The sequence below is a fragment of the Rhizobium sp. NPDC092011 genome, assembly GCF_044756305.1.
GTDB lineage: Bacteria > Pseudomonadota > Alphaproteobacteria > Rhizobiales > Rhizobiaceae > Rhizobium.
Map to the genome: position 1 here is coordinate 76,732 of NZ_JBIVSO010000008.1, position 17,914 is coordinate 94,645.

Annotated in this window: 18 protein-coding genes; 15 read left to right on the forward strand and 3 right to left on the reverse strand. The window is 59.3% G+C overall.

The window, feature by feature from the left end; translation table 11 throughout:
* Nucleotides 1–77 precede the first annotated feature (77 nt).
* Nucleotides 78–455 carry a hypothetical protein gene (locus tag ACIQJ2_RS26175; RefSeq protein ID WP_199149383.1) on the reverse strand — a complete coding sequence of 126 codons (378 nt, stop codon included), beginning with the start codon at nucleotides 453–455 and terminating at the stop codon, nucleotides 78–80.
* On the opposite strand from ACIQJ2_RS26175, the gene ACIQJ2_RS26180 reads away from it, so the two are divergent.
* Nucleotides 456–1,205 (forward strand): SDR family oxidoreductase, encoded by a 750-nt coding sequence (locus ACIQJ2_RS26180; protein ID WP_199149384.1) that lies wholly within the window; start codon nucleotides 456–458, stop codon nucleotides 1,203–1,205. It begins immediately after the preceding gene.
* Nucleotides 1,206–1,272: 67 nt separating this feature from the next.
* Here ACIQJ2_RS26180 and ACIQJ2_RS26185 read toward each other — a convergent pair whose 3' ends face one another.
* Nucleotides 1,273–1,878, reverse strand: coding sequence for a TetR/AcrR family transcriptional regulator (locus tag ACIQJ2_RS26185; protein ID WP_400670422.1), 606 nt, complete (start codon nucleotides 1,876–1,878; stop codon nucleotides 1,273–1,275).
* Between the two features lie 116 nt (nucleotides 1,879–1,994).
* Here ACIQJ2_RS26185 and ACIQJ2_RS26190 point away from each other — a divergent pair, with 116 nt between their 5' ends.
* The 8 genes from ACIQJ2_RS26190 (at nucleotide 1,995) to ACIQJ2_RS26225 (ending at nucleotide 10,595) form a co-directional block, all read left to right on the forward strand.
* Nucleotides 1,995–2,867 carry a metallophosphoesterase gene (locus ACIQJ2_RS26190; protein WP_400670424.1) on the forward strand — a complete coding sequence of 291 codons (873 nt, stop codon included), beginning with the start codon at nucleotides 1,995–1,997 and terminating at the stop codon, nucleotides 2,865–2,867.
* A 17-nt stretch (nucleotides 2,868–2,884) separates the two neighbouring features.
* A complete protein-coding gene (locus ACIQJ2_RS26195) occupies nucleotides 2,885–4,192 on the forward strand; it encodes an ABC transporter substrate-binding protein (RefSeq protein WP_400670427.1) in 1,308 nt (435 codons plus the stop codon).
* A 110-nt stretch (nucleotides 4,193–4,302) separates the two neighbouring features.
* A complete protein-coding gene (locus tag ACIQJ2_RS26200; protein WP_400670429.1) occupies nucleotides 4,303–5,244 on the forward strand; it encodes a carbohydrate ABC transporter permease in 942 nt (313 codons plus the stop codon).
* A complete protein-coding gene (locus ACIQJ2_RS26205; protein ID WP_400670431.1) occupies nucleotides 5,234–6,088 on the forward strand; it encodes a carbohydrate ABC transporter permease in 855 nt (284 codons plus the stop codon). Before ACIQJ2_RS26200 ends, ACIQJ2_RS26205 begins: the two co-directional genes overlap by 11 nt.
* Nucleotides 6,088–6,822: a tyrosine-protein phosphatase gene (locus tag ACIQJ2_RS26210; protein ID WP_400670433.1), complete on the forward strand. Its 735-nt coding sequence runs from the start codon at nucleotides 6,088–6,090 to the stop codon at nucleotides 6,820–6,822. Before ACIQJ2_RS26205 ends, ACIQJ2_RS26210 begins: the two co-directional genes overlap by 1 nt.
* A 425-nt stretch (nucleotides 6,823–7,247) precedes the next feature.
* On the forward strand, nucleotides 7,248–7,814 hold the full coding sequence (locus ACIQJ2_RS26215; RefSeq protein WP_199149390.1) for a manganese efflux pump: 567 nt from the start codon (nucleotides 7,248–7,250) through the stop codon (nucleotides 7,812–7,814).
* A gap of 144 nt (nucleotides 7,815–7,958) precedes the next feature.
* Complete coding sequence (locus ACIQJ2_RS26220; protein WP_400670436.1) at nucleotides 7,959–8,846, forward strand: cation diffusion facilitator family transporter; 888 nt, start codon at nucleotides 7,959–7,961, stop codon at nucleotides 8,844–8,846.
* 186 nt (nucleotides 8,847–9,032) lie between these two features.
* Nucleotides 9,033–10,595 carry a glycosyltransferase family 39 protein gene (locus tag ACIQJ2_RS26225; RefSeq protein ID WP_400670438.1) on the forward strand — a complete coding sequence of 521 codons (1,563 nt, stop codon included), beginning with the start codon at nucleotides 9,033–9,035 and terminating at the stop codon, nucleotides 10,593–10,595.
* 24 nt (nucleotides 10,596–10,619) lie between these two features.
* Here ACIQJ2_RS26225 and ACIQJ2_RS26230 read toward each other — a convergent pair whose 3' ends face one another.
* A complete protein-coding gene (locus ACIQJ2_RS26230) occupies nucleotides 10,620–11,489 on the reverse strand; it encodes a helix-turn-helix domain-containing protein (protein ID WP_400670440.1) in 870 nt (289 codons plus the stop codon).
* A 107-nt stretch (nucleotides 11,490–11,596) separates the two neighbouring features.
* On the opposite strand from ACIQJ2_RS26230, the gene ACIQJ2_RS26235 reads away from it, so the two are divergent.
* From ACIQJ2_RS26235 to ACIQJ2_RS26260, 6 genes are all read left to right on the forward strand, one after another.
* On the forward strand, nucleotides 11,597–12,913 hold the full coding sequence (locus tag ACIQJ2_RS26235; RefSeq protein ID WP_400670442.1) for an alpha-glucosidase/alpha-galactosidase: 1,317 nt from the start codon (nucleotides 11,597–11,599) through the stop codon (nucleotides 12,911–12,913).
* A 182-nt stretch (nucleotides 12,914–13,095) separates the two neighbouring features.
* Nucleotides 13,096–13,890 carry a DeoR/GlpR family DNA-binding transcription regulator gene (locus tag ACIQJ2_RS26240; RefSeq protein WP_400670444.1) on the forward strand — a complete coding sequence of 265 codons (795 nt, stop codon included), beginning with the start codon at nucleotides 13,096–13,098 and terminating at the stop codon, nucleotides 13,888–13,890.
* Nucleotides 13,887–14,885, forward strand: coding sequence for an N-acetylglucosamine kinase (locus tag ACIQJ2_RS26245; protein ID WP_400670447.1), 999 nt, complete (start codon nucleotides 13,887–13,889; stop codon nucleotides 14,883–14,885). The genes ACIQJ2_RS26240 and ACIQJ2_RS26245 overlap by 4 nt, the downstream gene beginning before the upstream one ends.
* Nucleotides 14,878–16,134, forward strand: coding sequence for an ABC transporter substrate-binding protein (locus ACIQJ2_RS26250; RefSeq protein WP_400670449.1), 1,257 nt, complete (start codon nucleotides 14,878–14,880; stop codon nucleotides 16,132–16,134). Before ACIQJ2_RS26245 ends, ACIQJ2_RS26250 begins: the two co-directional genes overlap by 8 nt.
* Entirely contained in the window at nucleotides 16,131–17,048 is a 918-nt protein-coding gene (locus ACIQJ2_RS26255) for a carbohydrate ABC transporter permease (RefSeq protein ID WP_199147249.1), read from the forward strand. Before ACIQJ2_RS26250 ends, ACIQJ2_RS26255 begins: the two co-directional genes overlap by 4 nt.
* Complete coding sequence (locus tag ACIQJ2_RS26260; protein ID WP_400670452.1) at nucleotides 17,048–17,905, forward strand: carbohydrate ABC transporter permease; 858 nt, start codon at nucleotides 17,048–17,050, stop codon at nucleotides 17,903–17,905. Before ACIQJ2_RS26255 ends, ACIQJ2_RS26260 begins: the two co-directional genes overlap by 1 nt.
* Nucleotides 17,906–17,914: the final 9 nt, after the last annotated feature.

Here is a 17,914-nt window from a genome sequence, read left to right on the forward strand (position 1 = left end):
TCCGGGTATGTGCTCACTGACGCATTGAAATTGACGAGGGATCAGTTGGGATTGGAGGCGCGCAGGGCTTCGGTCTGTCATTGCGACATAACCGTGACTTGCGGTCTTTGCAAGACGAGATCGTGCCACGAGCCGCCTTTCGCCTGAAATCCCTGCCATTGCTGGCTTTTTGCAGGGTTTTGCCCCGCCTTGGCGTCGGTGTTTTGAAGCTGAAGTCCCGGCTCGGCGAAGCCCGGAACAGGGCCGACAATCCGCATATCTCTGATCGCCAACGGCAGCGCCGGACATATCGCGGTTCGGCGGAGGTGGCTGGCCGAGTGTCGGCATCTCTGCGCGGATTGGCTGTCGCTAAACGAAATCGACACGGTTTTTTCTCTTGCCGCAAGAAGCGGGTGGCTACCGAAACCGAGCTGAATAGGGTGCGACCCGGAACGACAACAAAAGGATTCCGACATATGGCTCTACTGGAACACAAGGTCGCGATCGTGACCGGCGCATCTTTGGGCATCGGCCGCGCGGTCGCGTTGATGTTTGCCGAGCAAGGCGCGGCAATGGTTTTGACTGCGCGGCGCCCGGCTCAGCTTGAGGAGGTAGCGGAGGCAATCCGCACGAAGGGCGGCAGGGCGATCATCGTCGTCGGCGATGTGGGCGTGCCCGATACCCATGAACGGGCCGTCGCCGCTGCCGTGAGCGAATTCGGCGGCCTCGACATCGCCGTCAACAATGCCGGCACGGTCGGCGCAATGAAGCCGCTTGCCGAGCTTTCGCCGGAGGATTGGCAGCATACACTGACCACCAACCTGACCTCTGCCTATCTCGGCGCGCGCAGCCAGATTCCGGCGATGCTCTCCCGCGGCGGCGGTTCGATCGTCTTCACCTCCACTTTCGTCGGCACGAGCGTCGGCATTCCCGGCATGGCCGCCTATGGCGCCTCGAAAGCCGGATTGATGGGGCTGGTGAAGGGAATTACCGCCGACTACTCCGCGCAGGGCATTCGCGCCAACGCGCTTCTGCCCGGTGGTGTGGACACTGACATGGCGGGTGATCAAAGCCAGAAAGACTGGGCCGCCGGACTGCATGCAATGAAGCGGATCGCTCGACCCGAGGAAATTGCCTCTGCGGCCCTTTTCCTCGCCAGTCCCATGGCCAGCTTCGTTACCGGATCCGCCCTCTTCGCGGATGGCGGCAACGCCGCGGTGAAATAACGGCCGGCGATCGGCCGACCCAGCTGCTTTATCGGGCAACCTGAGATGCAGGCAGCTGGGTCTTCTTTCAATCCTGACTCGTAGCCGTTATCGCGCTTGCCGGAAAGACGGCGATCGCGTTCCACGACATGAGCGCGATCGCGTCGCGCTCATCATCCGACAGCGGCGCAGGATTGAAACGGCGCCACTTCAACGTGTTGCGGATGCCGCCGCCGATATAGCCGGACATCGTCGAAGGCGGGAGGTCCTGCAGCAGGCCGGCGGCTTTGCCCGCAGCCATCAGACCAACGGAATACCGTGTTACCTCACCGAAAATCGCACTCATTTCCTCGCCCGAAATCAGCGGTACGTTGGAGAGATATTCGAACAGGAGGGCCCGCTGGCGATCCTGCCAGATGAAGTCGATGTAGTCGTAAATATAGCGGATGATCTGCTCGCGGGGGGCGGCCTGCTCGGTGGATGATCGGACAAGATGCGCGGCCACAGTCGAGGTCAACTGCGCATAGACCCCGCGAATGAGATCGTCCTTCGATTTGAAGTAATTGTAGATGGAGCCGGTTGCCACGCCGGCGGCTTCGGCGATCGCCGCCATGGAGCATTGCAGACCGTTTGCGACGATCAGTTTCGCGGCGGCATCGAGGATACGCTCGCGTCGAGCTGGATCTAGTTCCATTCTGAATGAACCTTCATTCACCTGTCATGTCGCCTGTGTATCGATGTGTCGTCACACAAGCAAGCGCCTTTGCAAGGCATCTGCCGGAAAGCGCACCACGCACAGGAACCGACGTCATGACGGCCCACACGACCTTCATTCACCTCACCGACCTGCATATCTCCGACCCGACCGTAACCGACGACCATCTTTACTCCGACACATCGAAGACGTTGGTCGCCATCCTTGCCGATGTCAAAAAGGTGGAGCCGACCCCGAGTTTCATCATTGCGAGCGGAGACCTGACCAATCGCGGCGATGTCGGCTCCTATGAGGAACTGAAGCGCATCATGCGTGAAGCCGATCTCGGCATTCCCGTCCTCTACGCGCTCGGAAACCATGACAAGCGGGACGGTTTCTACAAGTCGATGACCGACCGCATTGAAGACTTCAGCGCGCCCTACGACCACGCTGCAGTCATCGACGGCATCCATATCGTCGTCATGGACTCCAGCCATCCGTTCAAGATCGGCGGGAGCTTCGAAGCCTCACAATTTGCATGGCTCGAGGCCGAACTTGCCAACCATCCCGACCTGCCGAAGCTGCTGGTCATGCATCACGCCCCGGCGCTTGACGCCAATCCGGACCTTGAATGGGAAGCATTGGCAATCGCCGGCACGGAAAAGCTGCGCGTCCTGCTTGAGGGCCGCAATGTCATCGGCATTCTTTCAGGCCATATCCACTTCGATCGCGTCAGCAACTGGCACGGAATTCCGGTGATTGTCGGCGTCGGCCAACACGCGGCAACCGACGTGCTTTATCTGCATGAGGGTGTACGCATGCTGTCGGGCGCCTCGTTCGCAATCGGCACCGTGCGCCCTTCCGGCCTGACGGTTTCCTTCGTGCCGCAGCCCTCCGAACGACGTGAACTGCATAGTTTCACCTTCGCCGACATGGGCGAACTCATCAAACGGTACGAAGAACAGGCAGCGCTCGCGGCCGCCGAATGACCGGGGAGGTCTCCAGAATGAAACGCAGATCGTTTATCGGCGCCGGCTTTGCCTTGGCGACGCTCGCATCGGCGGCGTTCGCAGGCCAGATCCCGGCCAGGGTCGATACACCCGTCACCATCAACTATTACAACTACAACCTCGCCTCCACAGGGAACGGCGCAGCCGCCACCAAGCGCCTGATCGCAGAATTCGAAGCCGCCAATCCGAACATCAAGGTCAACGGCATTGGCGTACCGTCTTCCGACATCAGCACGCGCATCCAGGCGGACGTTGCCGCCGGGCACGGGCCGGATATCGCCCAGATGGTATTTTCCGACCTCGACTTCTTCGTCAACAATCTCGGAGCAGTTGCCCTTGAGGATACGGTACCTGCCGGAGAGCTGTCGTCGCATTTCGAAGGCATGTCGCCGAAGGGCTTGAAACTGGGCGTCTATAACGGCAAGACCTACGGACTTGCCTATACCTTCTCGACGCCGGTGCTGTTTTACAATGCCGACCTCTTCCGCAAGGCCGGCCTCGATCCCGACCAGCCGCCCCAGACCTGGGCCGAGGTGAAGGTTGCGGCCAAGGCAATCGTCGACAAGACGGGACAGGATGGCCTTGCCACCGGCATTTTCGGACCATCCGCGGGCGACTGGCTGTTTCAGGGGTTGATCCGTTCCAACAACGGCGATGTTCTTTCAGCGGATCGCAAAAAGCTGACCTTCGCCGAACCGGCCGCTGTCGAAGCCGTATCGATGCTGCACGATCTCTACGCAGCCGGCGTCTATTCCAACCTGGATATCAATGCCGCAATGGACGGAATGGCGGCCGGAACGGTCGGCATGTATCTGCAGACCTCTGCCATCCAGGCCTATCTGGTGAAGGGCGCTACCGGCAATTTCGATCTGCGCGCCACGACGATGCCGCGCTTCGCAGAGAAGCCGGTACGCCCCAACAATTCCGGTAGCGCGCTTGTCATCATGAGTGCCGATCCGCTCAAGCAACGGGCCGCCTGGGAACTCATGAAGTTCATGACATCCAAGCATGCCTATACGGTCATTACGTCGGAAATCGGCTATCTGCCGTTGCGCACCGATATCGTCAACGATCCGCAATATCTCGGCAATTGGGTGAAGGAACATCCTCTTGTCCAGCCCAATCTGAAGCAGCTGGACGTGCTGGAGCCCTGGGAGTCGTTCCCCGGTCCAAACTATCGTCAGATCGCCAAGGCGATGATGGACGGCGCCGAACAGGCAGTGTTCGGTGGCGGCGACCCGGCAGACGCAATGAAGACGGCGCAGGATACCGCTCAGGCGCTGATGCCGGCGCGCACCAATTGAACTGACAATAACCTCCTCCCGACCGATGGCGGGAGGAGGTGCCGCAAAACCGCACGATATTCCGGAACTTGCACCGACGCGTCATGAGAGAAGGGGCAGGCAAGCGCACCATGACCACGATCACCGCCTCCACCGCATCATCGGTCGCATCCGCCAGGCCGCGCCGTGGGTCTCGAAAATCCGGCTATCTCCCGTGGCTCTATCTGTCGCCGGCCATCGCCACCTTTCTCCTTTGGATCTACTGGCCGCTGATCGACGCCTTTCGGCTGAGCTTTTACGAATGGAACATGCTGGCGACCTCGCCGATGACGTTCGTCGGCTGGACCAATTACGTCAACATCTTCTCGCTTCCGAAGTTTTGGCAGGCATTGCGCAACACCGGGATCTATGTCGTTGGTCTCTTGCCGCTCGCTGTTCTCTTGCCGCTGGCGATTGCCATCTTCACAGCCGACCTGCCGGCGCGCGCGCGAAACATCTATCGCGCAGTGATCTTCGTACCGATGATCGTGGCTCCCGTCGTTGCCGCTGTGTTGTGGCGGTGGTTGCTCGACCCAGGCCACGGCATGGTCGCCATCACCCTGAAATCGATGGGAATTCTGGCGCCGCGCTTCCTGCAGGACCCGAAGATCGCCATCTGGACGATCACGGTGCTGACCGGATGGAAGCTGATCGGCTTTTCGACGCTGATCCTCTCGGCCGCCAATGCCAATATCAACCCGTCCCTGATCGAAGCCGCGCGCATGGACGGCGCCAGTCGCTGGGACATCGTTCGCGACATCAGGCTGCCGCTCCTCAGTTCTACCGTATTGTTTCTGGTGATGATGACCATCCTGCTCGGCGCACAATGGAGCTTTTCCTACATCAATGTGCTTACCGGCGGCGGTCCGCTCGGGGCAACGACGAATATCTATTATCTCCTTTGGGATTTCGGTTTCTCCAGCCTTTCGGTCGGCTGGAGTTCGGCGGCCGCCGTCGTCCTCTTCATCGGCTTTGGCGTGCTGGCCTACGTTCTGTTCCGGCTGATCGACAGGTTTTCCTTCTATGACAACTGATGCCTCCGCACGACCGCCTCGGCGCGGTAACGCCATCCTCGGGATCGAAAAGACCGCCGGCCATGTGGTCATGGTGGTCCTATCGTTCTTCTGCCTCTTTCCCGTCTATTGGATGATCGTAACATCGCTGCGGCCGGCAAACCGCGTCTTTGAGAAGAGCATTTGGCCGACCACGGCTTCGCTCGACAACTACATCTACGCACTCAATGCGATCCCGATCGGCCGGATGCTGGTCAATACACTGATAGTGTCGGTCGTGGTTACCGTCATACAGCTACTCACAGGCTTGCTCGCGGCCTATGCCTTCGCGCGTTGGCGCTTCCCCGGCGACCGGATCGTCCATATTCTCGTTGCGTTGACGTGGCTTGTGCCGTTGCAGGTGGTGATGATCCCGAACTACCTGATCGTCGCCAACCTTGGCCTGCTCGATAGCGTCACCGCTCTGATCCTGCCGCATTTCGCCTCGGCCCTTGCCATATTGCTGTTGCTGCAGACCATGCGCAGCTTTCCAAGAGAGGTGTTGGAGGCCGCCCGCATGGATGGTGCCGGCAGTTGGCGCACCCTCTGGGAGGTGATCACGCCCAATCTGCGCGGCACGATCGCCTCGCTCGCTATCCTGATCTTCATTTCAACCTGGAACGAGTATTTCTGGCCGCTTCTTCTGTCTCGGACGCCGGAAAATAGCGTCATCCAGATCGGCATCCAGATGTTCATGACCTCGGAAGGCACGCTTTGGGGACCGCTGATGGCCGCCGCCACGATGGCTAGCCTTCCAATTTTCCTCCTCTATATCGTCCTGCAGCGACAGGTCGTTTCCTCCTTCATGAAATCGGGAATACGGTGATGGACACCAAAGCCATGCGTCACTTGCCCATTAAGGGCACCTATAACGTTCGCGATCTTGGCGGCTACTCCGCCGGCCTCACAACCACGCTCTGGCGCCGTGTCCTGCGCGCCGACGGTCTGCATCGTCTCGATGAAGAGGGCATGGCATCCCTCGTCGCCGAGGGCGTGCACGTCGTGATCGACCTGCGCAATGCCACGGAGCTTGAACACCAACCCAATCCCTTCGGCCGCAACGAGGCGGTGCGCTATCACAATATCTCGCTCTTCGATGCCTTGGCCCCGACCTACGGGCCTGATACGGACACCCTGCTCGATCTTTATATTCGCGCCCTGCGGGAGCGCCGCCAGGCGATAGGCGAAGTGCTGTCGCTGATCGCCGAGGCGGACGATGATGGTGTCGTGCTTTTCCATTGCACGGCCGGAAAGGACCGAACCGGCATTATCGCAGCGCTGCTGCTTGCGACCGCCGGCGTCGACACGGCAACCATTCTCGAGGATTATGCACTGACAGGCCCGATGATTGCGCCCATGATCGACGACATCCTGGCCAATGCGGTGGCGCAGGGTGGCGACATCGAGAAATTCCGCCCGCTGCTTGCCTGCGAGCCGGGGACGATGGCTGCGACAATCGATTTCATCGAGACCGAATATCGTTCAGCGGCGGATTATCTCGTCTGGGCAGGCCTCCGACCCGCAGCGATCGAGCGGCTCAGAAAGCGTCTGCTCGGATAGCCGCCGTCGCGGAATAAGAGCAAATTCCTTTCCGCGTTTCAGCAAAGAGCCACGCGCAGCTCGACATCGGCAGCTCCGTCGTCGACTGCGCTTGTCCGCCCAAAAGCCGAAGGAGGCCTGGAGTTTTTGCGACTGATTTGCATGTGCAATTGCAACTGAGAAACGCCCAACAAATTGTTGTTATATAACAGTAATTTCACATTTTATTTCATTGGCTTTGGTTGACACGCAAAGATCGATGCACTACCTGCTGCGCCTATCGGGGAGTAGCCACCGCCGGCCCGGCGGGAACGTGTCAACATGCTCGTGCGCTGCGCACGTGGCGCGTTCAGTCGAAAGATCGACTCGGCAAGACCGTGGTGAACCCCGCCTGGCTCGGACAGGGCGGAGGATACCCGGTTTCCTGTGTCCGCAAGGTTGTTCAAATGTCGTTCTTTGCAGTCGTCGTGCTGGCCTTCAGCATGTCCATGGATGCGTTTGCGGTATCGGTTGGCCGTGGTGCCGCGCTAGGCCGCCCTCGCCTCATCGAAACCATCCGAACGGGCGTTGTATTCGGCATCGTGGAGGCGATCACGCCCATCATCGGCTGGGCGGCAGGTATCGCCGCCGCCCAATATATCAGTGCTGTCGACCATTGGATCGCGTTCGGCCTGCTGGGTGCGGTCGGGGCAAATATGCTTTATGCAGCTATCCGCGGCTCGGAAGAAGAAAAGGGCGATAATCGCCCCGCCATGTCGTTTGCCGTGCTGATGGCAACGGCAATCGGCACAAGTCTCGACGCAATGGCCGTCGGCGTCTCGCTCGCCTTCCTTCAGGTTAATATCGTCATTATCGCCATGGCAATCGGTGCCGCGACATTTCTCATGTCGTCGGGCGGCATGCTGATCGGCCGGCTTATCGGCGCTCGCTTCGGCCGAATTGCCGAAGCAGTCGCGGGCCTGGCGCTTATCGGGCTTGGGAGCTCCATTCTCCATGAGCATCTGCTTGGTTGATACGCAAGAGAGATTTCCGGGCATGGCGGGCACCACCCGCCCTCGAGGCGATTGTCTCGGCAGCCATGTCACTTCATTATTTCAAACGACGGGTTTGGCGCCGGTAAGACAGGCTCGCCAACCGCTCACGGGACCAGGACCGACATGGAACGATCTTTAAAAATCGCACTTGGAAGTTTCTTTATCAGCCTTGCGGTCCTGGCGATTAAATATGCCGCCTATTGGATCACCGGAAGTGTCGCGCTTTTGTCGGACGCGCTTGAAAGCATCATCAACGTGGTGTCGGCTTTGGCCGTTATCCTGTCGGTCAAGATCGCGTCCCAGCCACCCGATGAGGAGCACCCTTACGGCCACCACAAGGCCGAGTATCTGTCGGCCGTTCTGGTGGGCTCGCTGATTGTGGTCGCGGCTCTCGCGATCATGCACGAAGCCTATATGGGTTTCCTCCATCCCAAACCGATCGACGCGGCGTGGACCGGCCTTGCCGTCAGCTCGGTCGCCACGATCATCAATGTCGCATGGGCAAGCCTTCTCATTCGACAGGGACGCGTCCAGCGCTCGGCGTCGCTCGTGGCGGATGGCAAGCATCTGATGGCCGATGTCGTCACCTCCGTTGGCGTCGTCGTGGGCGTGGTTCTGGTTATTCTGACCGGCATCACACAGCTCGATGCCGCGATTGCCGCCCTAGTGGCAGTTCATGTCCTTTGGAGCGGCTGGGGTGTCCTCAAAGAGAGCGCAAGCGGATTGCTTGATGAGGCGGCCCCTCCCGAGGAGCTGGCACGGATCAAGGAAATCATCTCGCTCAACGCGGACGACGCCATCGAGGCACATGCGTTGAGGACGCGCCATGCCGGGAAAGCGACCTTTATCGACTTCCATCTGGTCGTGTCAGCCGAGATGAGCGTCGGCCAATCCCATGACATCTGCGACAAGATCGAGGATGCGCTGCGAAAGGCCATATCGGGAGCGATCGTCACGATCCATGTCGAGCCCGAACACAAGGCCAAGCACAAGGGAATCGTCGTCGTCTAGGGCTTTTTCGCCGGCGAGCCCGGAAACCGGGCCTCCCTGCCGGCACGAGCGCCCGCGCGGATTGCCGCGCGCGGCGGCAAAAGACCGCACAGCAACGTCCAGAATTATGCCGGAAGCCGTTGCGCGCGCGTTATATCTGTGACATTGCGCCAACATGACGCCATTGGCACAGGCACGGAGATCGGGATGAAACCTCTGGGGAATGGCAGCTTTGCCGCTGTATTGGAAGACGATGCGTCGACCGGCAGCCTTGGCGCGACCTCCGACTTCCGTTGGGTATCCTGGGCCCTGGCGGCATATTTCCTGGTACAGACGATTATCCGCATCGCCATTTCCGACTCGCTTCGGATCGATGAAGCCCAGCAATTCGTCGTCTCACAATGGCTTGCCTGGGGATATGACGCGCAGCCGCCCCTCTATAACTGGCTTCAATACGGCGTTTTCGAGATTTTCGGCACAAGCGTAGCGTCGTTCGTCATCGTCAAGAACCTGATGCTCTTTTGCGTCTACATTACCTATCACAAGCTGCTGCGCCTGCTTGTGGTTGACAAGCGGCTGGCGGCGATCGGCGTGCTCTCTCTTTTCACGATGCCGCAGATGTTCTGGCAGGCGCAGAGAGATCTCACACACACCGTACTGACGCTGCTCGCGGTGGTCGTGTTCATCTATTTCGTCGTTTCGACGATTCGCCGGCCCAGCCTCTTTTCCTACGCCATGATTGGCCTATGGGCCGGGCTCGGGATGCTGACGAAATACAACTTCGCGCTCGTCATCCTGAGCGTCCTTGTCGCAACCTTCTGTCATCCCGAGGGCCGCAAGCGGCTTTTCGATCCCCGGCTTCTGCTAACGCTTTCGCTTGCCGTTCTGGTGGTCCTGCCGCACGCGGCCTGGATGATTTCCAACATGGATCTCGTCCTGACGTCGACGGTCAACACCATGGCGGAACAAGGGGCCGGCGGAAAGTTCTCCGACATTGCCCACGGAATTGCCGATCTGATCAAGACGACGGTAGAAATCATCGTACCGACAACGGTGATCTTCCTTCTCGTCTTCCGTCAATCCTTCCTGCGATCGTTGCGCGCGAGAAGCGAATGGAGCGATTTCATCGCGAGGATCCTTGCGAGCACCGCGATCATCCTGCTCGCCCTGATATTCATCGTGACGCTCACGGAGCTTCGCGACCGCTGGCTCCTGCCGTTCCTGTTTCTCGTGCCGGCCTATTTTTGCCTCAAGCTCGACGCTGCCGGACGACAAAGCCAGACGGACATCAGAAAGTTTCTCTATATTCCGATCGTCATGATGGTGGCGCTGCCCATGGTCATCGCAGGCGACATTCTCCTTGCGTGTTTCTTCCATTCCTATCAGCATCTGAATACGCCCTATGGCACCTTCCTGGACAAGGTCATTGCCGCGGAAGGAAAGCAGCCCTCGGCGATCGTCACCACGACATGGCACAAGGCGGGCAATATACGCGTGAACATGCCCGACACGTCAGTGGTTTCCACGGCTTACCCGGCATCGGACCTTAGCACCCAGGCCCTTGGGAAAGGACCTGTCCTGCTCGTCTGGAACGAACGTGACGGAAGCCAATCGTCCATGCCGGACGAGTTGAAACAGTGGCTCGAAGCAAAGTTCGGAAAGGCAATTCAACTTCCCGATCAACGGGATATCGCCCTTCCCTATTACTACGGCAAGGAACCGGACCGCTATCATTTCGGTTATTCTTGGTACTATCCTACCGCACAGTGACGAATGAAGGCGAGCCTGAGCCGCCTATTCGACGCCTCCTGGATCACCGAACATCCTGCGGAAAGCCAGCGGCGTCTGTCCGGTACGGTTTTTGAAAGCCTCGTAAAAACGGCTGCTGGACCCGAAGCCGCAATCGTAAGCGATGTTGAGAATTGAGATGTCCGTATCTGCAAGCAATTGCATGGCGCGGGCTATGCGATAGCGGGTGAGGTATTCGTTCACGGATATTCCGAGGACATCCCGAAATGCCTTGTTTGCGGTGGTGGGATGAATACCTGCAAGCCCGGCAAGCCGTGGCATACTGAGCGGCTCGGCGAAATGCTCGTTGATGAGGTCCGTGAGGGCTTCGGCATGGCGTACCGCCGAGCCTGAAGAGGCTGCATTCGACAGGACCGGCAACGACTTCCTTTCGGCCTTGCTGTCGAGGATCATACGACGCACCCTCAACCTGACCTCATCTGCGACGAGTTCCCGCCGCCCTGGGTCGCCGCCATCCCAATCCTCCACCCAGCGCTTCGCCGCCATCGCATCGGATATATCCACACGCGGGCTGTTCAGAAACTTGCCCTGCATGACTGCACGCCTGATGTCACGATCAACCGACAAGCCTAAAAAGTCCGCGAGAGGCAGGTAGATGCAGATGAGTGAAGCGTTGGCGCTCACCTCAATGGTTTGATGCGGTATGGCCGCCCAAAAAAGGATGAGCCGATTGGCCTCGACATATTCCTGTTTGCCATTGAAGAGATAGGTCATCCGTCCCTCAGCAAGGAGGTTCAGTTCGACGTGATTGTGCCAGTGCGCACTCGCCATGGTGCTGGCGATATGGCGCTCCACCCAAAACCGGCCTTGTGAGGTCGCCAATGTCTCACGCTCCGGATCGAACTTCTCTGCCATGGATCACCGCCTCACTCGAATCCCGGAATAATTACCAAAATAACAGGAAGAAATTCTTGTTTGAAAGAGGGATTGCTTCGACATGAATTGCTGAGAGGAAACCAGCCATGCCGAAGATTTGCCTCGTGGGTGCCGGAAGCACCGTTTTTGCTCAAAACATTCTAGGCGACGTGCTGTCGTCCGAGATCGGCGGTGACTTCGTCATCAGCCTGTTCGATATCGATCCCGATCGCCTGAAGACATCCGAGATTGTTGCTCGCCGAATCTGCGAGGCGCTTCATCTCGACAAGGTCAGGATCGAAGCGACGCTCAATCGCCGGGAGGCGTTGCAGGCATCGGATTTCGTCATTCTGATGATGCAGGTCGGCGGCTACAAGCCAGCCACCGTGACCGACTTTGAAATTCCGAAAAAGTACGGTTTGAGGCAGACAATCGCCGATACGCTCGGGATCGGTGGAATCTTCCGTGGGCTTCGCACCATTCCCGTCCTCGAGGCGATCTGCCGCGACATGGAAGAGGTCTGCCCCAATGCCTTGCTGATGCAATACGTCAACCCGATGGCGATCAATTGCTGGGCGATCAAGGAGATCGCGCCGAGCATTCGAACCGTTGGCCTCTGCCACAGCGTCCAGCACACGGCTGGCCATCTTGCCGCTTGCCTTGGCGAAAGCATCGCCGATATCAACTATCTTTCCGCCGGCATCAACCATGTCGCCTTCTTTCTCAAATACGAAAAGCTGCATGCCGATGGCAGTCGCGAAGATCTCTATCCGCGTCTGCGGTCTCTGGCGGATGGGGGACGCATTCCCGCCGACGACAAAGTTCGTTTCGACGTCTTGAAGCGGCTTGGCCATTTCGTCACGGAATCGAGCGAGCATTTTTCAGAATATACCTCCTGGTACATCAAGGAAGGACGCGATGATCTGGTCGAACAGCTCAACATCCCGCTGGACGAATATATCCGCCGTTGCGAGGACCAGATTGCCGAGTGGCACGAATTGCGCCGCGGTCTCGAAGGTGGCAAGCCGATCGACGTCTGCCGCAGCAACGAATATGCGGCGGGCATCATTCATGCCGCCGTCACCGGCAAACCGGCCTTGATCTACGGCAATGTCCCGAACGATGAGCTGATCCAGAACCTGCCTGATGAATGCATCGTCGAAGTGCCCTGCCACGTCGATCACAACGGCATTCAGCCGATCCGCATCGGGCGCATACCCTCACAACTTGCGGCCGTGATGAGGCTGAGCGTTTCGGTTCAGGAGTTGACGGTCGAGGCGGCGCTAACGAGGAAACGTGAGCGCATCTACCAAGCGGCACTCCTCGATCCGCACACCTCGGCGGAATTGTCCCCGGACCAGATCTGGGCGCTTGTGGACGATCTGATCGCGCAACATGGTGACCTGCTGCCGGCATATCACTGATCTCGGCACGTCGCCGAGGTAGCAACTGTAGAACGCGGGTCCCTCGAGAGAGGGCCCGCGTTTTGTCTTTCTGATCAAGGGCATTCCGAAAAGATCAAAATAAATCAGATTCGTGATTGACATTGATCGTATTGAGTGGAAGTCTGAGCGAAATCGAAACGATTGCTGAAGAGGAACCTTCGTTGAGTCAGGCCGGGGGAGTGAAAGTCGATCGTCTCGATGCTATTCGCAGCCATCTTTATGCGAATGGATTTTCGACCATCCAGGCGCTTGCCGACGCCATCGGCGCCTCGCTGGCAACGGTGCGCAGAGACCTCCAGGTTCTCGAGAGAGAAGGCGCGATCGATCGCGTGCATGGTGGCGCGAGGATCGCCGAGGGTTCGTCGGTGGAGCTTGCCTTTCAGGAACGGGCCAAGCGACATCTCTCCGCCAAGCGCGCGATTGCGACCGCAGCCTATGATCTGCTGACGCCGCGAACGGCGATCTTCCTCGATGCCGGCACCACCGTCCTGCAGCTTGCGCGCCTCATCCGCATCAATCCGATGCCGCTGCGTATCTTCACCAATGGGCTCACGGTCGCTCAGGAATTCCTCAACATTCCCAATCTGGAAGTCGTGCTGCTCGGCGGCCAGTTGCGCAGCGAAAACGCATCCCTCGTCGGGCCGCAGGCCGAAGCCATGCTGGAGTCGATCTGGTTCGATCAGCTCTTCCTTGGCGCAAGCGCGATCAGCCCGGATGGTGCCATCTACAGCGTCGATAGCGCCGAGGCGAGCCTGAACAGATGCATGCTCAGCCGCTCGGCGCACCGCTTCGTGCTCGCCGATTCCTCCAAGTTCGGCACGATGGCGACCTATAAGGTCGCTCCGTTGAATGCGGCGAAAGTGATCACCGATGCCGGGCTCCCGCCCCATTGGCTCAGCGAGCTTGTCAATCTCGCTGTCGAGACGACGATTGCGGAGCTGGGAGCGCCCGAATGAGCGAGGACCTGATCCTTGGCATCGATGGCGGCGGCAGCAAGGTTCTGGTGGCCCTTGCAGATAGGGCAGGCAATGTCTTGCGCATGTCGCGCAGCGGCGGGGTCAACCCCATGGACAATCCGAACTGGCGGCGAGAGCTTAATCGCGCGCTGCACCCCTTCCTGGCTGAAGCTCGGCTTGCAGCGATTGCCGCCGCCCTGCCCGCTTATGGTGAAGTCGAGCGGCTATCCGAACAGCAGCGAGAGGCGATTGCGAGTAGCTTTCCCAAGGCACGGCAGCTTGTTCTCAACGATGTCGACGCAGCCCATTTCGGCGCCTTTGCCGGCCAGCCGGGAATTCTCATCCTCTCCGGCACAGGCTCGATGGCCTGGGCGCGCAATGCCGCCGGCCTGTCTGCCCGTGTCGGCGGATGGGGCGATGTGATCGGCGATGAAGGCAGCAGCTATTGGATCGGACGCGCCGCCCTTAGTCTCGTCAGCCAGTGTCTTGACGGACGCGCAGCGCCAACCGCACTGGCCAAGGCCATCTTCGCGTTTCTCGGTCTCGACGCTTCAGATCCCCTCAATGCGCTTGGGGGCTGGGCGAGTGAGCTCAAAAATCCGCGTGCGGATATTGCCGGGCTTTCCGTCCTCGTCGACCGCGTTGCTGCAGATGGAGACGTTGGCGCCAAACAACTGATCGAGCAGGCTGCAGCCGAGCTTGCAAAACATATCCAGGCGATATCGCCGCATTGCGATGGGACCGCCGACTGGACCTATGCGGGGGGCACCTTTGCGAGCAGCACGCTGCTTGCCGCACTCGAGCAGCGCATCGGTCGCCCTGCGGCGGAACCGAAGCTTCCACCCATCGGCGGCGCCCTTTTGGCTGCCGCCCAACTCCTCGATTGGCCGGTTGATGACGGCTGGATCAGGCAAATTGCCGCCACGGTCGTGACCGCGCCGGTGCATTCAAGTGAAGCAGACCTCAATAACAAGGAAAGAAGGGAACATGCGTAAAATTACTTTGCCATTCGTCGCCTTGGCGGCATTGATCACCGCCGTTCCGGCTGCCGCTCAGGATGCCAAGCCTCTCGCCGGCCAAACGATCACGGTGCTCATGCCCTCGCCGCAGGCTGCTTATATTGCCGGCGATTTCGAAGCCGCAACCGGCATCCATGTCAACATGCAGACCCTCTCCTGGGACGATATCCGCCCGAAGCTCGTCACCTCGCTGATCGCGGGTGCCGCACCTGCGGATGTCACCGAGTTCGACTGGTCCTGGACCGGCCAGTTCAGCGCCGCCGACTGGTACCTGCCGCTCAACGACGTGATCGATGCTGATACGGTCAAGGATATCGGCGTCTCCAAAATCTTCACCGTCAACGGCAATCTGCTTGGCGTGCCCTACACAAACGACTTTCGCGTCATGCTGATCAACAAGAAGCATTTTGCCGATGCCGGTATTACCAAGATGCCGAAGACGTTGGACGAACTGGTTGCGGCGGCCAAGCAGATCAAGGAAAAGAAGATCGCGACCTATCCGATCGGCTTGCCGCTCTCCCCGACCGAGGGCGCTTCGACGAGCTGGTATCTGCTGACGAAGGCGTTCGGCGGCGAGCTGTTCGACAAGGACTTCAAACCCCTCTTCGTCTCGAAGGATTCCGCCGGCTACAAGGCGCTTGCCTTCGAGTTGATGCTGCTGAAGGAAGGATTGGTCGACCCGGCCTCCACCAATCTCAAGGACAGCCAGATCAACGAGAGCATGTTCGCCCAGGGCGTCACCAGCATCATGATTTCGGGCGAGCCCGGCCGCATCGGCCAGATGAACGATCCCAAGCAATCGAAAGTGGCAGGCCAGGTCGATGCGATCCTGGTGCCGACTGAAAGCGGCGAAACCCGTAGCTTCGGTCTTCCGGAGGCGCTCGCCATCCCCCGCGTTTCGCAAAACAAGGAAGCGGCCATCGCCTTCGTCAAATGGTTCACCAGCAAGGAGTTCCAAAAGAAGAATGCCGCCAATGGCGCCTTGCCGACCCGAACCTCTGCGCTTGCCGAGCTGAACACCTCTGGTCAGCTGCAAAGCGGTGACGCGCTTGTCGCGCAATCAAAGACGGTCGAGCCGTTGTTCCCACAGGGCACGCCGCCCTGGTACCCTGAATTCTCGAGCGCCGTGAATACCGCGATTAATAGCGCGGCCAAGGGTCAGGTCACCGTCGATCAGGCCATGCAGAGCATTGCGGATGCAGCAAAGCAGGCGTCGGCGCAATGACACTAGCAATTTCTGCCGGTGGCAGGATCAGACGTGGTGCCGGCGTAAAAGCCGACACCATGCTCGGGATACTGCTTGTTTCCCCGATCCTGATCACGATGGCCGCCCTCGTCTTTTATCCGATCGGCCGAACCGTCTGGGATAGCCTCCACAGGATCAATCCGATGCAGGCGGGAACGCCCTTTATCGGGCTGGAGAACTACACCCGCATGTTCTCCGACGGGCAGTTGGCAACAACCTGGGTCAACACGCTTCTTTACGTTGTTCTGGCCGTTGTGGCTGAGACGGTGTTCGGCGTCCTTGCCGCTGCCCTCATCAATCAGGTCAAGGTCGGTCGGCAATGGCTGCTCGCAGCCGTCGTCCTGCCCTGGGCGTTGCCGGGTGTCGTCAATGCGGTGATCTGGCTTTGGATCTATCAGCCCGGCGCGGGACTGCTGAACGGCATTCTCTCGGCGGCAGGGCTGCCCTTCGACAACCACGTCTGGTTCAACGACCGCACGAGTGCCATCATCGCGGTAACGGTGGTTCACGTCTGGCGCATGATGCCATTGACCGTCGTCATCGTGCTCGCGGCCATGCAGAGCATTCCCACCCATCTCTACGAGGCGGCGAGAATAGATGGCGCGACGCGCACGCAGATGTTCGCCCTGGTCACGCTTCCGCTGGTGCGCAGCGCGATTGCAGTCGCCATGACCAATGCGACCGTCAATGCTTTCAACCTCTTCGACGAAGCCTGGGTCTTGGCCGGCTCCAGCCTCGAGACAAGGCCAGTTCTGGTACAGATCTATCTCGAGACATTCCAGAACCTGCGATTTTCCTACGGCATGGCGCTCTCGCTCGTGATCACCCTGGTCTCGCTGCTTGTCTCGCTCGTCTACGTCCTGCGCGTCTATCGCAACACCCGGTTTGACTGATGAAACAGAGCCTCTCATATCGTTTGCTGATCGGGGCCGGTGTCGTGGCCCTCCTGATCTGGTCGCTGGGTCCGATCTACTGGACGCTTGCAAGCTCGGTGACGCCAACCGAGGATTTCTCGGCGCGCCCGATCCATTTCTTCCCGCAGCATTTCACGCTCGATCACTTCTCACGCCTGTTCGGCATCGACATTGCCCGAATTGGCGGGGTTCAGGTCTGGTCGCAGTTTCGTGCTGCGCTCATCAACAGCATCGTGACGTCGGTTGCAGCCACGCTGCTTTGCGTCGCCATCTCGGCGCTCGGTGCCTACGCCTTCACACGCATCCGGTTTCCCGGCCGAGGCTTCCTGTTTGCCGCAGTTGTGGCGACGCTTGCAATTCCCGGCTATGCAGTCCTGATCCCGCTTTACCGGATCATGATCAGCCTCCATTTGGTCGACACCTATGTCGGCGTGGCGCTGATCTATGTCTCGGCCTATCTGCCTCTATCTCTCTGGCTGCTGCGCAGCGTCTTTGAAGCGCTGCCGATCGCGCTTGAAGAAGCGGCCCAGCTCGATGGCGCCGGCAGGCTCTACATCTTCTTCAACATCGTCCTGCCGCTTGCTGGTCCGGGGCTTACGGCAGCGGCGATCCTGACCTTTCTTGGTGCGTGGGGGCAGTATCTCGTCCCGCTTATCTTCTCGCCGCAGGCGACGAAGCCATTGACGGTGCTGATCCCGGAATTCGTCACCAAGAATTTCATCGACTATGGGCTGATCACGGCGAGCGGATCGATTGCCATCATCATTCCTGCCCTGGTCGTCATCTTTCTCAATCGATACCTCGTCAGCGGTCTGCTGGCCGGATCGGTCAAGTAAATCGGAGCT